This is a genomic window from Kitasatospora sp. SolWspMP-SS2h (assembly GCF_003259315.1).
In the GTDB taxonomy this organism is placed as follows: Bacteria; Actinomycetota; Actinomycetes; order Streptomycetales; family Streptomycetaceae; genus Kitasatospora; species Kitasatospora fiedleri.
Map to the genome: position 1 here is coordinate 101,381 of NZ_QLLT01000019.1, position 16,919 is coordinate 118,299.

The 16,919-nt window shown below is 73.7% G+C and carries 12 protein-coding genes and 3 pseudogenes; 8 read left to right on the forward strand and 7 right to left on the reverse strand.

Going from position 1 to position 16,919, the window contains the following annotated elements; translation table 11 throughout:
• Window positions 1-2 precede the first annotated feature (2 nt).
• The 5 genes and pseudogenes from K353_RS23490 to K353_RS23510 form a co-directional block, all read left to right on the forward strand.
• Window positions 3-1,025, forward strand: coding sequence for an ABC transporter ATP-binding protein (locus K353_RS23490; protein ID WP_233533779.1), 1,023 nt, complete (start codon window positions 3-5; stop codon window positions 1,023-1,025).
• Window positions 1,022-2,131 carry an ABC transporter ATP-binding protein gene (locus K353_RS23495; protein ID WP_199528216.1) on the forward strand — a complete coding sequence of 370 codons (1,110 nt, stop codon included), beginning with the start codon at window positions 1,022-1,024 and terminating at the stop codon, window positions 2,129-2,131. Before K353_RS23490 ends, K353_RS23495 begins: the two co-directional genes overlap by 4 nt.
• 136 nt (window positions 2,132-2,267) lie before the next feature.
• A complete protein-coding gene (locus tag K353_RS23500) occupies window positions 2,268-4,289 on the forward strand; it encodes an N-acetylmuramoyl-L-alanine amidase (protein WP_111555534.1) in 2,022 nt (673 codons plus the stop codon).
• 78 nt (window positions 4,290-4,367) lie between these two features.
• Window positions 4,368-5,675, forward strand: coding sequence for a C39 family peptidase (locus K353_RS23505; protein WP_111555535.1), 1,308 nt, complete (start codon window positions 4,368-4,370; stop codon window positions 5,673-5,675).
• A gap of 164 nt (window positions 5,676-5,839) precedes the next feature.
• A pseudogene (locus tag K353_RS23510) lies at window positions 5,840-6,423 on the forward strand (transposase); the annotation flags it as partial.
• A 416-nt stretch (window positions 6,424-6,839) separates the two neighbouring features.
• On the opposite strand, the gene K353_RS23515 reads toward K353_RS23510, so the two are convergent.
• The 3 genes from K353_RS23515 to K353_RS23525 are packed head-to-tail and all read right to left on the reverse strand — an operon-like array spanning window position 6,840 to window position 9,935.
• Entirely contained in the window at window positions 6,840-8,138 is a 1,299-nt protein-coding gene (locus K353_RS23515) for an SLC13 family permease (protein WP_111555536.1), read from the reverse strand.
• Entirely contained in the window at window positions 8,135-8,608 is a 474-nt protein-coding gene (locus K353_RS23520) for a CBS domain-containing protein (RefSeq protein ID WP_111555537.1), read from the reverse strand. The genes K353_RS23515 and K353_RS23520 overlap by 4 nt, the downstream gene beginning before the upstream one ends.
• Window positions 8,595-9,935 (reverse strand): sodium:proton antiporter, encoded by a 1,341-nt coding sequence (locus K353_RS23525; RefSeq protein ID WP_111555538.1) that lies wholly within the window; start codon window positions 9,933-9,935, stop codon window positions 8,595-8,597. The genes K353_RS23520 and K353_RS23525 overlap by 14 nt, the downstream gene beginning before the upstream one ends.
• 318 nt (window positions 9,936-10,253) lie before the next feature.
• Between K353_RS23525 and K353_RS34490 the strand changes: the two genes are divergently transcribed.
• Window positions 10,254-10,421, forward strand: a complete 168-nt coding sequence (locus K353_RS34490) for a hypothetical protein (RefSeq protein ID WP_158585474.1) — start codon at window positions 10,254-10,256, stop codon at window positions 10,419-10,421.
• Window positions 10,422-10,907: 486 nt separating this feature from the next.
• On the opposite strand, the pseudogene K353_RS37275 reads toward K353_RS34490, so the two are convergent.
• Together K353_RS37275 and K353_RS34930 are read right to left on the reverse strand one after the other, a co-directional pair.
• A pseudogene (locus K353_RS37275) lies at window positions 10,908-11,198 on the reverse strand (cyclase family protein); the annotation flags it as partial.
• A gap of 9 nt (window positions 11,199-11,207) precedes the next feature.
• Window positions 11,208-13,601, reverse strand: a complete 2,394-nt coding sequence (locus K353_RS34930; protein ID WP_199528217.1) for a hypothetical protein — start codon at window positions 13,599-13,601, stop codon at window positions 11,208-11,210.
• A 23-nt stretch (window positions 13,602-13,624) separates the two neighbouring features.
• On the opposite strand from K353_RS34930, the pseudogene K353_RS36015 reads away from it, so the two are divergent.
• A pseudogene (locus K353_RS36015) lies at window positions 13,625-13,879 on the forward strand (transposase family protein); the annotation flags it as partial.
• A gap of 352 nt (window positions 13,880-14,231) precedes the next feature.
• Here K353_RS36015 and K353_RS23545 read toward each other — a convergent pair.
• On the reverse strand, window positions 14,232-14,759 hold the full coding sequence (locus tag K353_RS23545; RefSeq protein WP_111555540.1) for a hypothetical protein: 528 nt from the start codon (window positions 14,757-14,759) through the stop codon (window positions 14,232-14,234).
• Between the two features lie 536 nt (window positions 14,760-15,295).
• Window positions 15,296-16,222 carry a pirin family protein gene (locus tag K353_RS23550; RefSeq protein ID WP_111555541.1) on the reverse strand — a complete coding sequence of 309 codons (927 nt, stop codon included), beginning with the start codon at window positions 16,220-16,222 and terminating at the stop codon, window positions 15,296-15,298.
• A 126-nt stretch (window positions 16,223-16,348) separates the two neighbouring features.
• Between K353_RS23550 and K353_RS23555 the strand changes: the two genes are divergently transcribed.
• On the forward strand, window positions 16,349-16,816 hold the full coding sequence (locus K353_RS23555; protein ID WP_111555594.1) for a carboxymuconolactone decarboxylase family protein: 468 nt from the start codon (window positions 16,349-16,351) through the stop codon (window positions 16,814-16,816).
• The last annotated feature ends 103 nt before the right edge of the window (window positions 16,817-16,919 follow it).

The window sequence follows — 16,919 nt, forward strand, 5'->3', positions numbered from 1 at the left end:
CCGTGCCCGCCGGTTCCCCGCCCGCGCCCCCGCTGCTGGAAGTGGACGACCTGCACGTCGAGTTCCGCACCCCGCGCGGCACCGTCCGGGCCGTCAACGGCCTCGGCTACACGCTGCACGCCGGACAGACCCTCGCCCTGCTCGGCGAGTCCGGCTCCGGCAAGTCGGTGGCCGCCCAGGCCGTCATGGGCCTGCTGCCGACCCCGCCCGCCCGGATCACCCGCGGCGCCGTCCGCCTGCACGGCCGCGACCTGCTGCAACTCTCCGACGCCGAGCACCGCAAGGTCCGCGGCACCCGGATCGCCATGGTGTTCCAGGACGCGCTGTCCGCGCTCAACCCGGTGCTCACCGTCGGCCACCAGCTCGGCGAGATGTTCCGCGTCCACCGCGGCCTCGGCCGCCGCGCCGCCCGGGCCCAGGCCGTCGCCCTGATGGACCGGGTCCGCATCCCCGCCGCCGCCCGCCGGGTCGACGACTACCCGCACCAGTTCTCCGGCGGCATGCGCCAGCGCGTCATGATCGCCATGGCACTGGCCCTCGACCCCGAGGTCGTCATCGCCGACGAACCGACCACCGCCCTCGACGTCACCGTCCAGGCCCAGATCATGCGGCTGCTCGCCGACCTCCAGCGGGAGAGCGGCATGGGCCTGCTGCTGATCACCCACGACCTCGGCGTGGTCGCCTCCGTCGCCGACCGGATCACCGTCATGTACGCGGGGCGCGTCGTCGAGGAGTCCGACGCACCCCGCCTGTACGCCGCCCCCGCCCACCCCTACACCAGGGGACTGCTGGAGTCGGTGCCGCGCCTGGACCGCCCCGGCCGACGGCTGGTGCCCATCCCGGGCTCCCCGCCGGACCTCGCCCACCTGCCGTCCGGTTGCGCCTTCCACCCGCGCTGCGCCGCCGCCCGGGCCCGCTGCGCGGTGGAACGGCCCGCCCTGCTGCCCGTCGGCGGGGCGGCCGAGCAGCGCGGCAGCGCCTGCCACTTCACCGACGAGGTCCTGGCCCGAGGAGGACGACCGTGAGCACCGAGACCGGCGCCCCCGCCGACCCTGCCGCCGGCACCGCCCCGCACCCGCCACACCCGGACCCGGACCCGCCGATCCTGCGGGTGCGCGGCCTCACCAAGCACTACCCGCTCGGCCGCGGCCTGCTGCGCCGCCGCGGCGCGGGCGCCGTGCGGGCCGTCGACGGCGTGGACCTGGAGCTGCGCCGGGGCGAGACGCTCGGCCTGGTCGGCGAGTCCGGCTGCGGCAAGTCGACGCTGGCCTCCGTCCTCATGGGCATGGAGCACCCGAGCACCGGCACCGTCGAGATCGACGGGCAGGACCTGTTCGCCCTGGACCGGCGGCAGCTGCACGCGCTGCGCCGCCGCATGCAGATGGTCCTGCAGGACCCGTACTCCTCCCTCGACCCGCGGATGACCGTCGGCCGGATCGTCGCCGAGCCGCTGGACATCCACCCCGAGGTGCTGCCCCGCGACCGGCGCCGGGCCAGGGTCGCCGAACTCCTGCGCCTGGTCGGCCTGGACCCGGCCCACGCCGACCGCTACCCGCACCAGCTCTCCGGCGGACAGCGCCAGCGCGTCGGCATCGCCCGGGCGCTGGCGCTCGGCCCGGAACTGCTGCTGTGCGACGAACCGGTCTCCGCGCTCGACGTCTCGGTCCAGGCCCAGGTCATGAACCTCCTCGCCGACCTGCGCGAACGCCTCGGCCTGGCCTGCCTGTTCATCGCGCACGACCTCGCGGTGGTGCAGTACCTCTGCGACCGGATCGCCGTCATGTACCTCGGACGGATCGTCGAGACCGGCACCCGCGAACAGGTCTACGGCTCGCCCCACCACCCCTACACCCGGGCGCTGCTGGCGGCGGTGCCGGTGCCGGACCCGGCCCTGCGCGGCACGGCGGTCGAACTCCTGGAGGGCGACCTGCCCTCCCCGGCCGACCCGCCGTCCGGCTGCCGCTTCCGCACCCGCTGCCCGCAGGCGCAGGAGCGCTGCGCCCAGGAGGAACCCGCGCTGGCCGTGCGGCCCGGTGCCGGCCACCCGACGGCCTGCCACTTCCCGCTGCCCGCAGGGGCCGTACCGGCGCAGGGCACCGGCGCTGGCACCGTCACCAGCAAGGCCTCCTGAACCGTCACCGGCAAGACCCCCTGACGGGGTGCCGCTCCCGCCCGGGGCCCGGCACCCGCACCACCGGTCCCGCCCGTCCGCGCGGACCGCCGCTCCGCCCCGACCCGTCATCCCCGTGACAAGGAGCACCGCCCCCATGCCACAACCGTCCCAGCCGCCCGCCCGGTCCGCGCGCCGCGCCGCCCTCCGGGGCCGCACCGCGCTGGCGGCCGCGGCCGCCCTGCTGCCCGCCCTCGCCGTCGCCCCGCAGGCCCGGGCGGCCGAACCGGCTCCCGGCGGTGAGCGGGCCGCGGCCTTCACCGCCGCCGCCGCCGAGTACCACGTCCCGCTCCAGGTGCTGCTCGGCGTCTCCTACCTGGAGACCCGCTGGGACGCCCACGGCGGCGCCCCCAGCACCGACGCGGGCTACGGCCCGATGCACCTCACCGACGCCGCGGGCGCGCTCGCCGCGCTCCCGCACCACGGCGACGGCACCGGCGGGGGCGCCGCCGACGGCACCGGCGACCCGCGCGGCAAGGACGACGCCCCGCAGCACGTCGCCGAACCCCCGGCCGACCCGGCCGACGCCACCGCCCCCCGGCTGGAGACCCTGGCCGAGGCCGCCCTGCTCACCGGTGCCACCCCCCGGCAGCTCAGGACCGACCCGGCCGCGAACATCCGCGGCGGCGCCGCCCTGCTCGCCGCCCACCAGGCCGACCTCGGCGAGGGCCCCTCCGCCGACCCCGCCGCCTGGTACGGCGCGGTGGCCCGCTACTCCGGCGCGGACGACGAGGCCACCGCCCGCCAGTTCGCCGACGAGGTGTTCGAGGTGATCGCCGAGGGACAGGCCCGGCAGACCGACGCCGGCGGCGGCCGGGTCGCCCTCGCCGCCGCCAAGCTCACCCCCCGGGTCGAGCAGCTGCTCCGCCTGCACCTGCGGCACACCGCCGACGGCGCGGACTGCCCCGCCACCCTCGGCTGCGAGTGGGTCCCCGCCCCCTACCAGCAGCTCTCCGACGACCCCGGCGACTACGGCAACCACGACCTGTCCGACCGGCCGTTCAACCAGAAGATCGACTACATCGTCATCCACGACACCGAGACGCTCTACGACCCGACCCTGAAACTGGTCCAGGACCCGACGTACGTCTCCTGGCACTACACGATCCGCTCCGCCGACGGCCACGTCGCCAACCACGTCGACCCCAAGGACGCGGCCTGGCACGCCGGCAACTGGTACGTCAACGCCAAGTCCGTCGGCATCGAGCACGAGGGCTTCCTCGCCCAGGGCGGCCAGTGGTACACCGAGGCGATGTACCGCAGCTCGGCGAAGCTGGTGCGGTACCTGGCCGGCAAGTACGGCGTCCCGCTGGACCGCGCGCACGTCGTCGGCCACGACGACGTCCCCGGCACCACCACCGGCACCATCCCCGGCATGCACCAGGACCCCGGCCCGTACTGGGACTGGGACCACTACTTCGACCTGCTCGGCCGCCCCTTCCGGGCCGTCGGCGACGCCCGGACCGCCGGACTCGTCACCATCGACCCCGACTACGCGGCCAACACCGAGCCCTACTACTGCGGCGACACCCCGGCCGACCCGTGCCCCGTGCACGGCTCCGCCTCGATCACCCTGCGCACCGCGCCGCGCGACGACGCCCCGCTGGTCACCGACATCGGCATCCGTCCGACCCCCGGCGACTGGTCGGTCTACAACCACGCCGCCCGGGTCAGCACCGGCCAGCAGTACGCCGTCGCCGACCGCTCCGGCGACTGGACCGCGATCTGGTACCTCGGCCAGCAGGGCTGGTTCCGCAACCCGGCCGCCGAGCCGACCGCCCTGCCCGCGCTCGGCCTGACCGTGGTCGCCAAGCCCGGCCGCACCTCGGTGCCGGTGTACGGCCGCGCCTACCCGGAGGCGTCCGCCTACCCGGCCGGCATCACCCCGCAGGCGATCTCCCCGCTGCCCTACCGACTGCTCCCCGGACAGCGGTACGCCCTCGGCGGGGTCGTCCACGGCGAGTACTACTACTCCACCACCTTCGACCCGGCGAGCCACACCGTGGTCCGCGGCACCACCGTGTACTACCAGGTGCAGTTCGGCCAGCGGTTCATGTTCGTCAACGCCGACGACGTCCGGCTCGTACCGAGCTGGACGCCCGTTCCGACCGGCAGCTGAGGCCGGTAGCGTGGGGGCCGACGGCCCGGCCGTCGGCCCCCACGACCGGCCCGACGGCCAGAGAGCCAGGACAGCACGATGACAGGGCAGACGCCGGGCGGCCCCACCCCCCGCCCGCGGCCCGCCGGCGCCGCACCGGACCACGGCACGGCCGCACTGCACCGCTGGGACGGTGCCGACCGGTTCGCCGCCGGAACCCCCGAAGGACTCCGCCCCACCGACGCCGCCCCGGCGCTCCCCGGGCGCACCGCCCTGGTCTGGGACAGGGCGATCGGCTCCGAACCGTACGCCGACCCGTTCGGCCACCGCCCCGGGACGTGGCAGTACGCCCGCTGGACCTCCCCCTGGACCCCGGTCGGCCTCGACCCCGACGGCGCGCTCGGCGCCCACGGCCTGGTGCCGTCCTGGACGGCCACCGGACCGGTCGGCACCAGGCTGACGGTGGACCTCCAGGTGCGCGACGCGGCGGGAGCCGAGTCCGGCTGGTTCACCATGGCCCGCTGGGCGCCCGGCGACGAGGTCGTGCACCGCACCACCGTCCCCGGGCAGAGCGACGCCTTCGGAACCGTCGAGGTCGACACCCTCACCGCCGCCCCCGGCCGCCCGGTGGCCTCCTTCCGGGTCCGCGCGGTGCTGCTGCGCGCCGAGGACGGCGAACTCCCCGCCGGGGAGGCCGCGGTGGACACCCCGCCGGCGGCCCTGCACTCCCTCGCCGTGCTGGCCTCCCGCCCGGCGCCCGCCGGCCCGCCCCGACGCACCAGCGGCCCCGGCGGAGCCTGGGGCACCGTCCTGGACGTGCCGCAGCGCTCCCAGGAGGTCCACACCGGACACTGCCCGCAGTACGACGGGGGCGGCGAAGCCTGGGCGGGTCCGGCCTGCACCGCGATGCTCACCGCGTACTTCGGCCGCGGCCCCGCCGCCGACGACCTGCTCTGGCTCGACCCCCGGGACCCGTCACCCGACGTCGACTTCACCGCCCGGGCCGTCTACGACTACGCCTACCGCGGCTGCGGCAACTGGGCGTTCAACGCCGCCTACCCGGCCAGGTACGGCCTGCTCGGCCTGGTCACCCGGCTGCGCTCCCTGGCCGAACTGGAACGCTTCATCCTCGCCGGCATCCCGGTGGCCACCGCCCAGGCGGCGCGCAGCAGCGAACTCGGCGGCTACGCCGCGGCCGGCAACATCATGGTGGTGCGCGGCTTCACCGCCCACGGCGACGTGATCGTCAACGACCCGCTCTCGCCGACCGACGACACGGTCCGCAGGACCTATCCGCGCGGCGACTTCGAACGGGTCTGGCTGTCCGGCGGCGGCATCGTCTACCTCGTCCACCCGCCCGACCGGGCCCTGCCCGCCCACGCTCCCGGAGCCACCGCCAACTGGTGAGCCGAGCGGCGCGGCATGATCCCGACCGCGACGCACGGTTCGGGCCGTGAAGAGGTGGAGGACGTCCGAGGTCGGCTCCGGGACGGGCAGGCGGGTCCGGCCCCGCGAGGTTCCCGGCCTCCGGGGAGGATCGGAACGGCCAGGAGCGGGAGCGGTCAGTGGGGTGTCCGCGGCAGACCTTCCGCGAGCAGGTCCCCGGCCTGATCGAGCGCCACCAGCGGCGCACACGCCGCCTCGTCGACCGACTCGGCCAGATCGTCAAGGAGTTGGCGGGCCGGGCGGGCGCCCGCCTCTCCCGCATTCTGGCCTGCGCAGTCTCCCGGTCGAGTGCTCTTCGCCTGCTCATGCGCCAGGCGGTACCGCCGCTGCGAATACCGCGCGTGCTTGGCGTCGACGACTTCGCCCTCAAGCGCCGGCACCGCTACGCGACCGTACTCGTCGACGCCGAGACCGGCGAGCGGATCGACGTCCTGCCCGACCGCACCACCCGGACCCTGGTCGCGTGGCTGCGCGAGCACCCCGGGGCCGAGCACGTCTGCCGCGACGGCTCCCGCTCCTACCGCGAGGCGATCCGCCAGGCCCTGCCCGACGCGGTGCAGGTCAGCGACAGGTGGCACCTGTGGAGCAACCTGTGCGGCAAGGTCCTGGCGAGGTCCGCTCCCACGCCGCGTGCTGGGCCACCGCCGTGAACCCCGCCCGCCCCGGTGGTGTGCGCGAGCGGACCACCCGCGAACGCTGGCGGCAGGTCCAAGCCGTCGTCCTGGCCCACCGCACCGGCCTGGTCCCGCCCTCGCCGTGACCACTCCACCACCCGGGCCCGGCGTCGAAGGGAGCCGGAGCAACGGGAGCGGCGTCCGGGCACGTGCGGATCGGTGAGGTCGGCGCACGCGCCGGACCCCTCCTGCGCACCGCCCTCCCCTCCGCGCGTCCGCCGAAGCGGCAATTCGACCTGGGCCCGCCCCGTCCTCGTCCGAGGAGGACCGAGCGCCGCCGCGAGGAGATCCGCCGCATCGTCCAGGCCATGCCCGCCCGCCAGCGCGCCGGCCTCGTCCGGGCCCCGCGCGCCTTCGCCGACGCCGGAGCCGAACCGACCGCCCCCAGCAAGCGGCCCGAACCGCTCGGCTGGTAGACGGCGGTCCTCCAGTACCGGCGGGCCGGAGGTGCTCAGACGAGGGCGAAGTGGCGGATCCACAGGTAGAGGGCGGAGACGGCGACGGTGGCGGCGGTGACGGGGATGCCGTAGCGGGTGAAGGTCCAGAAGCTGATGGGTTGGCGGTTGCGTTCGGCGATGCCGAGGACGACGACGTTGGCGGAGGCGCCGATGGCGGTGGCGTTGCCGCCGAGGTCGGCGCCCAGGGCGAGGGCCCACCAGAGCACCGTGCCGTAGGGCTGGCCGACGGTGTGGGCGAGGTCGGCGGTGATGGGGGCCATGGTGGCGACGTAGGGGATGTTGTCGACGACGCCGGACAGGACCGCGGAGGCGACGAGCAGGAGCATGACGGCGCCGAGCGGGCTGCCGCCGGTCGCGTCGGCGAGGGACTCGGAGACGGTTTCGATGACGCCGGTCTCGATGAGGGCGCCGACCATGACGAACAGGCCGGCGAAGAAGGCGAGGGTGGGCCACTCGACCTCGGCCAGGACGTCCTTGACCTCGGCCTTCGATATCCCCACCAGCAGCCCGGCGCCGAGCAGGGCGACCACGGACGGGGCGTAGTGGACGACGGGGTGCAGCACGAACCCGGCGATCACCAGGGCCAGGACGGCCAGCCCCTGCGCGAGCAGGCGCCGGTCGTGGATCGCCTCCCGCTCGTTCAGCGCCATCACCTCGGCGGCGCGCCGCTCGTCGTAGGTGAAGTGCTCCCGGAAGAGGAAGCGGCACATCGCCAGCAGGACGGCGGTCAGGACGACCGCGAGCGGGGCGAGGTGGACGAGGAAGTCGTTGAAGGTCAGGCCGCCGCGGCTGGCGATGATGATGTTCGGCGGGTCGCCGACCAAGGTCGCGGTGCCGCCGATGTTGGAGGCGAAGACCTCGGCGATCAGGAACGGCGCGGCCCGCAGCCCCAGGCGCTTGCACACCAGCAGGGTGACGGGGGCGACGAGGAGCACGGTGGTGACGTTGTCGAGCAGCGCGGAGGCGGCAGCGGTGATGACGACCAGCATGGCCATGACGCGGAAGGGTTTGGCGCGGGCGCGTTTGACGGACCAGATGGCCAGGTACTCGAACAGGCCGGTGCATTTGAGGACGCCGACGATCATCATCATGCCGGCGAGGAGGAAGATGACGTTCCAGTCGATGCCGGAGTCGGTGGAGAAGAACGCGGATTCGTCGTCGGTGGCGCCGATGGCGAGCATCGCGGCGGCTCCGCCGAGGGCGGCGGCGACGCGGTGGACCCATTCGGTGATGATCAGGACGTAGGCGGCGGCGAAGACCACCAGGGCCGCCCAGGCGTGCCAGTCGTTCACGAGGCCCCCAGGAGTCGGTGCAGCAGGTTCGAGGCGGTGATCACGCCGAGCAGCCGCCCCCCGGCGACTGCTCGGCTGCCGGGGGGCCGCTCCACGACGGCGACCAGCGGGCTGCGGGTGCGGGCCATCAGGGCGGCGACCTCCACCGCGGTGTCGTCGGCGTCGGCGACCGGCGGCGGGGGTGCGTTCTTGGGCAGGCACTCGCCCACCCGCACCCCGGCCAGCTCCTCGCAGAGCCGGTCGGCGTGCGCCTCGTCGACCACCGCGGCGAGCGCCGGGTCCTCGACCAGGTAGTCGGGCACCAGCAGGCGCACGAGCTGGGAGGCGGGCAGCACGGCACGCGGCGTGCCGGGGCCGTCGACGACCAACACGCCCGGCAGGCGGTGCTCGGCCAGCAGCCGGGCCGCGTCCAGGGCCTGGTCGTCGAGGCCGACGGTAGGAAAGGGTTCGGCGAGGTCACGTGCGCGCATCGGGCGCCTCCGGGGCGAGGGTGCGGGGCTGTGCCGGGAGCGGGGCGGCTCCGGGCTCGGGTTCGTCGACGTGGAAGAGCCGGGCGACGGAGACGCCGGTGCTGGAGTGCACGACGATCGAGGCGGCGATGCACACCGCAATCAGGGTGTAGGCCCGCTCGCCCTGCGGGATTCCGGCTTGCAGGACGGGCAGGACGGGCAGGACGGGCAGGACGGGCAGGACGGGCAGGACGGGCAGGACGGGCAGGACGGGCAGGACGGGCAGGACGGGCAGGACGAGCAGGACGAGCAGGCCGTAGACGACGGAGGCGAAGCCCTTGGGGCCGAACCAGGCCGCCACCAGCTGCTCGCGCCGGTCGATCCGGGAGCGAATCAGGGAGAGCAGCAGCGAGGCGGGGCGGATCAGCGCGATCGCCAGGAGCACCGCCGCGTACCCGCCCCGGGACAGGGCGCCGAACAGAGCGGGAGTGAGCAGGGCGCCGAAGACCAGCAGGGCGGCGAACTTCGCCGGCTCGGCGAGGGCTTCGCCGAGCGGCTCGAACGCGGACTTGGACTCGGGTGCGACGGAGGCGAGGACGGCGCCGGCGGAGAACGCGGCGAGGTAGGGGTTGGCGTGGGTGAGGTGGCAGGCCGCGTACAGGATGACGCCGGTGGCCAGCGGCAGCAGCGGCCGCAGCTTGGCCTCCGCGCCCAGCCCGGGCACCCGCACCAGGGCGTTGACCACGAGGGGCAGGACGACACCGAAGGCCAGGCCGCCGACCAGTTCCAGGCCGATGGCGGGCAGCGAGGCCTCGAAGTGGGGCGAGGTGGGGCCGGCGGCGGCGATCAGCACCAGTACCACCGGCAGCGCCAGGCCGTCGTTCAACCCGGACTCCACGTTCAGCAGCCGCCGCAGCCGCGCCGGGACTTCCTTGCGCCCGACGATCGCGGAGGCGAACACCGGATCGGTCGGCGCGAGGACCGCACCCACCAGGAACGACGTCGTCCAGTCCAGCCCGACCAACAGGTGCGCCACCAGCGCCATCCCGACGAACGCCGGCGGCATCCCCAGGCCCAGCGCCCGGGCGGGGTCGCGCCAGGCAGCGCGCAGTGCGGGGAAGGCGACGTGCATGCCGTCGGTGAACAGCACCGCGAACAGCGCCAGATCCGCCGTCGCCGCGACGACCGGGCTGTTCGGAGTGACGTGGACCAGACCGAGGAGGCCGTCGCCGACCAGGGCGCCGGCGGCGAGGAACAGCAACGAGGTGGAGAGCACGGTACGGGCGGCCGGCCCCGACAGCAGGACCGCCACGAGCAGCGCGGCCCCGAACACGACGACGAGCACCACGCAAGCAACCCCCGGATCGGCGAAGGAGCAAGAGGGCTCTCCCCTTGCTCGCCGACCAGGCTTCCCGGCACACCACGAGTGACTTTATACGACTCTTACGACTCCTTGACAGGCCCTTTGCGGCCGACACGGCTCGGCGGCCGTCCGCACGGCCCCTCGCCGCCGCCCCGCCACCGCCACCGCCACCGGCTACGATCACCGCCAGGTGAGCCGGGAAGCCTGGTCGACACGAGGACCCCTCATGCCCGGAGACCTGATGCCCGCTCACCACACCCTGGCCGAACGATCGTTCCGCGCCCGCTTCTCGGCCGGTGCCGAGTGACGCGCTCCCGCGCACCGCACCGCCTGCTGGCCGCTCTCCACCTGCGCGCCCCGGGCGAGGCCGTCGTCCGCCTGCACGGTGACCTCGACATCGCCGACTGCCCCGCGCCTCCCGGCGTCACCACGAAGAACTCCACCGGAGCCCTGGTCATCACCGCGCCGTAACACCAGGGGCACTGAGGACCGGATTGGACCCGGTTCGCCGGTCCGCTCACCGTCGGGGGAGGGGAGTGCCGTTGTGCCCTTCCGCCCGTCGGCGTCCTGCGCGCTCCCGAACCGGTCGACAACGAGGAGCGGAGGTGCGGGCCGCAGCGGTCGACGACGAGAGGTCTCCCGGCCTGAGCGGCTGCGGTCGGCTCCTCGTGCCGGAGGGCGGGCATGTGACCGGCGCCGGACGGACCGGGCACGCCGCCCGCCGGGTCGGAAGATGCTGATCGGATTGACGGCGAGCCCGGTGGTGCCGGTGATGCGCGGTGGTGCCAGGACCAGCATGAAACTCCAGCGGTTCGACGCCTCGCAGTGCCGGGCGAGTGGTTCGAGGTCGGCGACGTCGACCAGGGGGAGGCCCAGCCGGGCGAGGGCGACCTGGTGCACGGGCATGGGGGGCCGCGCCGGGCGGGCGTCGCTGATGTCGCCGACGTAGACGCTCGCGCCCCGCTCGTCCAACCACCGCACGGCGCTGAGGTCCAGGCCGGGCACGGGTTGGTCGAAGGGCCGGTTGATGTCCCATCCGCCGCGCACCGCGACGGCGTCCCCGGCGGACAGCGGCGTGCCCGCCCGTTCGAGGGCGGCGTCGAGGTCGGCGCCGGTGACGCGCCGGTCGGCGGGCAGCCGACCGCCCCCGGGCGCCAGGTCCGGGAGGGCGGTGCGGGGTCCCGGGGTGCGACGAGGGCGGAGAGCACGGTGATCAGGGGCAGGAAACGCTCCGGCAGGTCCCGGCAGCCCTTCTGATCAGTGCCGCGAACGCCTGCGGCGGGCGGCCATGAGCAGGGCACCGCCGGCGGCGAGCAGGGCGGTGGACGCGACGGCCGCGCCGAACGGAGTGCCGGAAGAGCCGGTGGACGCCAGAGCACCGCCGCTGGAGGAGGGGCTCGGCACGCTCGTCGGACCAGAGGTCGGTGTCGGGGTGGGGGTCGGTGTCGGGGTGGGTGTGGGCGTTGGGGTCGGTGTCGGGGTGGGTGTGGGTGTGGGTGTGGGTGTGGGTGTCGGGGTGGGCGTCGGCGTGGGTGTGGGTGTGGGGGTCGGGGTGGGGGTGGGCGTCGGGGTCGGGGTGGGCGTCTGGCAGGCTACTTCGACTTCGCCCAGGCGCAGGGTGGCCAGTTGGCCCGAGTAGAGCTGCTTGCCGCCGGTGTCGTTGAGGATCCCGCGGACATCGATGTCCAGCCACGCCTCGGCAGTGAACTGCGCGCTCTGGACGGCCGGGTCCTGGTGGGGCGTGACCACGGCGGTCACCGTGCTGGCACCGATCTCGGGCCGGCCGAAGTCGGCGCCGGTGACGTCCAGGGTTGTGGTGCCGTCGGTGACCACGCGCCCGAGCACGGTGATCTGGCCGCTGTTGGTGCGGTTGTAGGCCAGCGCCAGCGGGCCGACCGGCGGGGGCACGCACTCGGCGTAGGAGTCCAGGCTGGCCACGGCGCCGCTCGGCGTGATCCGCACCAGCGCGGCACTGCCCAGCCGTGCCTCCAGCTCGGTCAGCTGCGCCTGGGCGTAGTACCTGCCCGGGTCGGCCGCCGTGCGGGTGGTCATCGTGCTGATGCTGATCCGCCCGAGCATGCCGTCCGGGTCGCTGAAGTCCCCGTTGTCGGTGTCGCCCACCGCGGTGCTGAGCGCCGTGCCGTAGGTGCCGGAGTAGCCGGTGATGCCCAGCGGCGGCACGTCCGGGTTGCTCAGCTGCACCAGCTTGGCGCTGGCCAGCGCACCGGGCGGGATCGCCGCCGAAGCCGGGCCGGGCCCCTGCCCCAGCAGGACGACGCTGCCCACCCCGGCGACCAGCAGCGCCCCGGCCGCCGAGAGGTTCTTCCCGCGCGTGCGCCGGGACTGACGGTTTCGAGTCTCCATGGCACCAGCTGTAGCCGCCCGCCGTGCCCGACCCCGACAGGCACAACGGGCCCGCCCCTCAACGACCCCCGGATTCCCACGACCGGCTCCACCGGTACCGCGCCTCCCACAGTCGGCCCCGGCCCCGGCGCCGCCTCCGCCCTTGCGGCCGACATCGCTGCTGACACCGTCGATGACGAGCAGGTTGGGGATGACGTTCTCGGGGTGGGAGAGCGCGACGAACTGATGGGCGAGGGCGTGGGCGACGTTCACCATGACCTCGACGCCCTGGGAGCCGAGGTCGGAGAAGGGCCGCCCGTCGACGATCGGCAGGTAGTTCTTCTGGCTGACGTGGGAGCCCGGTCGGGAATCGAAGCGCGGCGCGTCGAACGACCGCAGGGTGTGATCGAACGAGCGGTCGAGTGTGGCGAAGCGTTCCGCGACGGCCGGGTCTTCGCGCCGGGCGGTGTCCGACCGGCCAGTCGGGTCGTCGTGCTCGCGTTCCAGCTCGGCGATCCGGCTGCCCTGGTCCTGCAGGCGCTGGTGGAGCCGGAGCGCGTCATCGAGGCGGATGAACTGCTCCTCACGACGTGCCTGTTCGGTGGCGAAGCGGCGAATCCGATCTGTCTCGTCGGTGAGGAACCCCTGGGCCAGGCGATCTGGTTCGGCGCCCAGTACGGCCCGGCGAGCGACTGCCTCGGTACGGGTGCGCTGGAGCGACCGCAGGTGATCCTGGCTTCGGACGATCAACTGGTCCGTCTCGGCCACCTGCTCGATGACGCGGTCCTGTTCGGCGGCCAGGACAGTGGTGGGGGCGACCGCTGGCGGAGTCTGTAGACGGAGTCGGCAGGTGCCGGCGTCCCCGCGGTCCGGGACATCGGAGCCGCACCGTGGACAGAGGTGGAACTCGAAGTCGCTGAGCAGGCGTTCGGCGACGAGAGCCCGGGTGATCCTCCTGCTCTGCGCGACGAGTCGGTCCCGCAATGCGGTGAGCCGGGTGATGGCTGCGCTCTCGGCCCGGAGCGCGATCTCCGCTTCCTGGAGCTCAACTTCGGCGTCCGAGATCCGGGTGTGAGCGTCCACCGTGGCAGGAGGGTCGAACGAGCGGTTTAGGGAGGCTTCCGCTTCCCGCGATGCTGCGAGCTGAGCCACGGTCCGGGTGCGCTGGGCCTGCAACTGGGCCGAGGAGGCGAAGGAACTCGATTCCAGGATCCTCTCCAGCGTCTTGCCGTCCGCAGTCAGCGACTTGAGCTCGATCAATACATCTCTGAGCTTCTCGCGCAGTTCGGTCGCTTTTGAGTCGAACATCCCGTAGTAGATCTCGAAGACGTTCGGGAAAGGACCGCCGCCACGGCGTGAACCTGCAGGTCATCACCGATCCGACGGGCAGACTCGTGTGGCTCTCGCGAGCCATGCCCGGCCGCACCCACGACCTGACCGCCGCCCGTACTCACCGCATCGTGAAGACATGCGTCCGACTCCGCATCCCAGCCCTGGCCGACATGGCGTACACCGGCGCCGGCGGCACCTTCGCCGTGCCGACCAGACGCCCGCCCCGTAAGGAACTCAGCCCCGCACAGCGGTCCAGGAGCGGTACAGCCCGTCCAGGGCCTCGCCGTCCCCGCCCGGGACCACCGCTGCCCCGCTGGCCACCTCCACGGCTTCGGCGGCGTTCAGGAGCGCCTGGACGTGGGCGTGCTGGGCCCTGCCCGGCCTGCCGGGTCCGTTCCAGCGCCCGCTCCTCCCGCTCGTCCACCTCGTACAGGGCGTCCAAGGCGGCCTGGTGGCCGAGCTGGAGATCCTGCTGCCCGTCCTCGTCCGGGTAGTGGTCGAGGCGGGGCGGGCCGAAGCGCAGTGAGTCCATGCCCCTCCCGACCCCCGCTGCTACCGCAGCTCCGGCTCAGGTGCCGTCGGGCCCGAAAGCAAACCTGGAAGGTGTCATTTGGCATCAGCCCCCGGGAGGGCTCGGTCCGGCTGGGTCTCCACCGCCTTGAGCGGATTGTTCTCGGCCGCTGCCAGGGTGATGGCGGCAGCTCGCAGTGCATTTTCCCAGGAGCGGAACGCTTCGGGCTGGTTGGTCTCCATAGCGTCGAGGTAGTCCTCCTCGGTGGCCGCCTTGGCGAACTGCGACTCCAGGTCGGTTCCGGTGTCCGCGATGCCGTACCAGAGGGTGGCGGCCACGTCCTTGGGGGTGATGTCTCCAGCGGTCAGCCGGGCTGCCAGATGGTGGAGCAGGCACCGCTCAGCCGTTTCGCCGTCCGGGACCGGGACGCGGAGTTCGCCCATGGCCTCCTGAAGCAAGCTCTGGAGTTCGGCGGTGTCCTCGTTGCTGCTCCGTCCGGCCAGGTCCCGCAGGGCCGGGGAGTCCTGGCCCTCGGCCATCAGCTCGGCAGCAGCCATGGGCAGGTTCTCGGGGAAGACGAGGCCGACGGAGTGCTGCCAAGCCAGGGTGAATGCGGCATCCATGACGGCATCCTGTCGTGCCCGGCTGCCCAGTGACCAGCGATTTCGCCAGCAACAGACGGTTGGCTGGCAGGTGGTTGCCCACCCTGTGCGTGTCGTGAGTGCGGAACACCTGGGGCCGGCAGGACCGTGAGAGCTGTCCGAACGCGTGGTGCCCGAGACGCGGACCAGGCCACAAGGCGGTGGAGGGCCGCGCCGCAGGCACCGAAAGGTACTGGAAGCAATCGCGATCGTCTTGGTCGACGGTCTACCGCCGATAACACGCGCGCAGTCGAGGCGGCTGGTCGATGGCCTTCCTCTTGGGGCACCGTGAGTTCTCAGGTAGCTGACGTGCCGTCAGGTAAGTCAGCAAAGAGCCAGCATTCATCCGCCCGCAGACTGCGAAACCCGCCCGTACACGGGAATGGACGATGTGCCTGCGGCCGCTGTTCGGGAGCCCGTCGGCTACCTCCGTCGGTCCTGCGAACTGTGCCGCGGGTGGCCGCGGAGTGCCCTTCTCTCTGGTGTCCGCGACCGCCGGAGCGCGGTATTCCTGCAGGTCAGTCGTGGTTTCCGCGCGCCTTGAGGGTGATCTTCGGGAGTTCCGGGGCGGGTAGCCGGTCGCCCGGGTAGCCGTGGACTTCGCCGAAGCGAACCCCCTTCTGCCAGTCGAGTCGTGCCTGTGCGATCTCCTCGCCGGACCGGCCGATGAAGTTCCACCACATGACGATGTCCTCGCCGAAGGGCGGGCCGCCGAGCAGGATCAGGCGGGCGGGGGTGGGGGAGGTGTTGGTGAGGGTGAGGGTGGTGCGGCCGGGCGGGAGGTGGCCGAGGTCGGCGGGGTGGAGGGGGGTGCCGGCGAAGAGGATGTCGCCCTGGTCGACGAGGAGGCCGTGTTCGAAGGCGGGGTCGACGTCGAGGGTGGTGGTGGCGCCGGCGGGGAGGGTGAGTTCGGCGCCGAGGAGCGGTGTGAAGGTGGGGACGGGGGAGGTGTCGCCGGCCAGGGTGCCGAGGAAGACGCGGGCCTCGCCGCCGCCGGGGAGCGGGACGGGGGCGGGGGCGTGGTGGTGGAAGTCGCGGCCGGTGTGCCGGTGGGCGTCGGGGAGGGCGACCCAGAGTTGGACGCCGTGCAGGACGGTGGTGGCGGCGGTGGAGGTCTCGGAGTGCGCGATGCCCCGGCCGGCCGTCATCAGGTTGAGCTCGCCGGGCCGGACGAAGGCGTGCACGCCGAGGCTGTCGCGGTGCTCGATCTCGCCGCTGAACAGCCAGCTGACGGTCTGCAGGCCGATGTGCGGGTGCGGGGCGACGTCCATGCCGCCGGTGGTGGCGACGTCGTCGGGGCCGTAGTGGTCGATGAAGCACCAGGCGCCGATCAGGGTGCGGTCGCGCTGGGGGAGGGTGCGGCGGACGGTCATCGCGCGCGGTCCGCCGAGCGGGACGTCCCGCGGGGGCAGGACTCGGGCGGTGCCGTGGTCGGTGGTGCTCATCGGGGTGCTCCCTCCCGTGCCGCCGGTCGGCGAACACGTCCAGCAAATCGTTACATCTTCAACTATCATGGACCGCAGCAGCCGACGAACGCCAGTGCGCGATGGAGGAGAGTCCAGGTGACCGAGGTGACCACCCCGACGGGCCGGGTCTATGTCGACAAGCAGACCCCGCAGGCGTTCCGCGCCCTGCTGGGCACCGCCGAGGCCGTCCGGCAGGCGGCCGCCGACGCCGGACTCGACCGCCGCCTGGTCGAACTCGTCAACCTGCGGGTCTCCCAACTCAACGGCTGCGCCTACTGCCTGGACGTGCACACCAAGGCCGCGCTCAAGGAGGGCGAAAGCGCGCAGCGGCTCGGCGTGCTGGCCGCCTGGCGGGACGCCGCCGTGTTCGACGAGCGCGAGCGCGCCGCCCTCGCGCTGGCCGAGGCTACCACCCACCCGTCCGACGCGGACGCGCAGGAGACGGCGTACACGCGGGCCCGGCAGGTCTTCGGCGACCAGGAGACGTCCGCGGTGATCTGGGTGGCGATAGCCATCAACGCGTTCAACCGGGTGTCGATCCTCAGCAAGCACCCGGTCCGTCCGGCCCGCTGACGCTCCGTCCGGCCCGCTGGCGGCCCGTCCGGCCAGGCCGGTCCCGGTCGGCGGTCCGACGGTGGAGGGCCCGACTCGGCCGACGGGCCGGCCGCCCGTGTTC

Bases quoted from the DNA above. Each gene is read 5' to 3' on its own strand.
- K353_RS23520 (WP_111555537.1), bottom strand. From the start codon at position 8,608: ATGCGCGCACGTGACCTCGCCGAACCCTTTCCTACCGTCGGCCTCGAC.
- K353_RS23505 (WP_111555535.1), top strand. From the start codon at position 4,368: ATGACAGGGCAGACGCCGGGCGGCCCCACCCCCCGCCCGCGGCCCGCC.
- K353_RS34930 (WP_199528217.1), bottom strand. From the start codon at position 13,601: ATGTTCGACTCAAAAGCGACCGAACTGCGCGAGAAGCTCAGAGATGTA.
- K353_RS23545 (WP_111555540.1), bottom strand. From the start codon at position 14,759: ATGGATGCCGCATTCACCCTGGCTTGGCAGCACTCCGTCGGCCTCGTC.
- K353_RS23550 (WP_111555541.1), bottom strand. From the start codon at position 16,222: ATGAGCACCACCGACCACGGCACCGCCCGAGTCCTGCCCCCGCGGGAC.
- K353_RS23500 (WP_111555534.1), top strand. From the start codon at position 2,268: ATGCCACAACCGTCCCAGCCGCCCGCCCGGTCCGCGCGCCGCGCCGCC.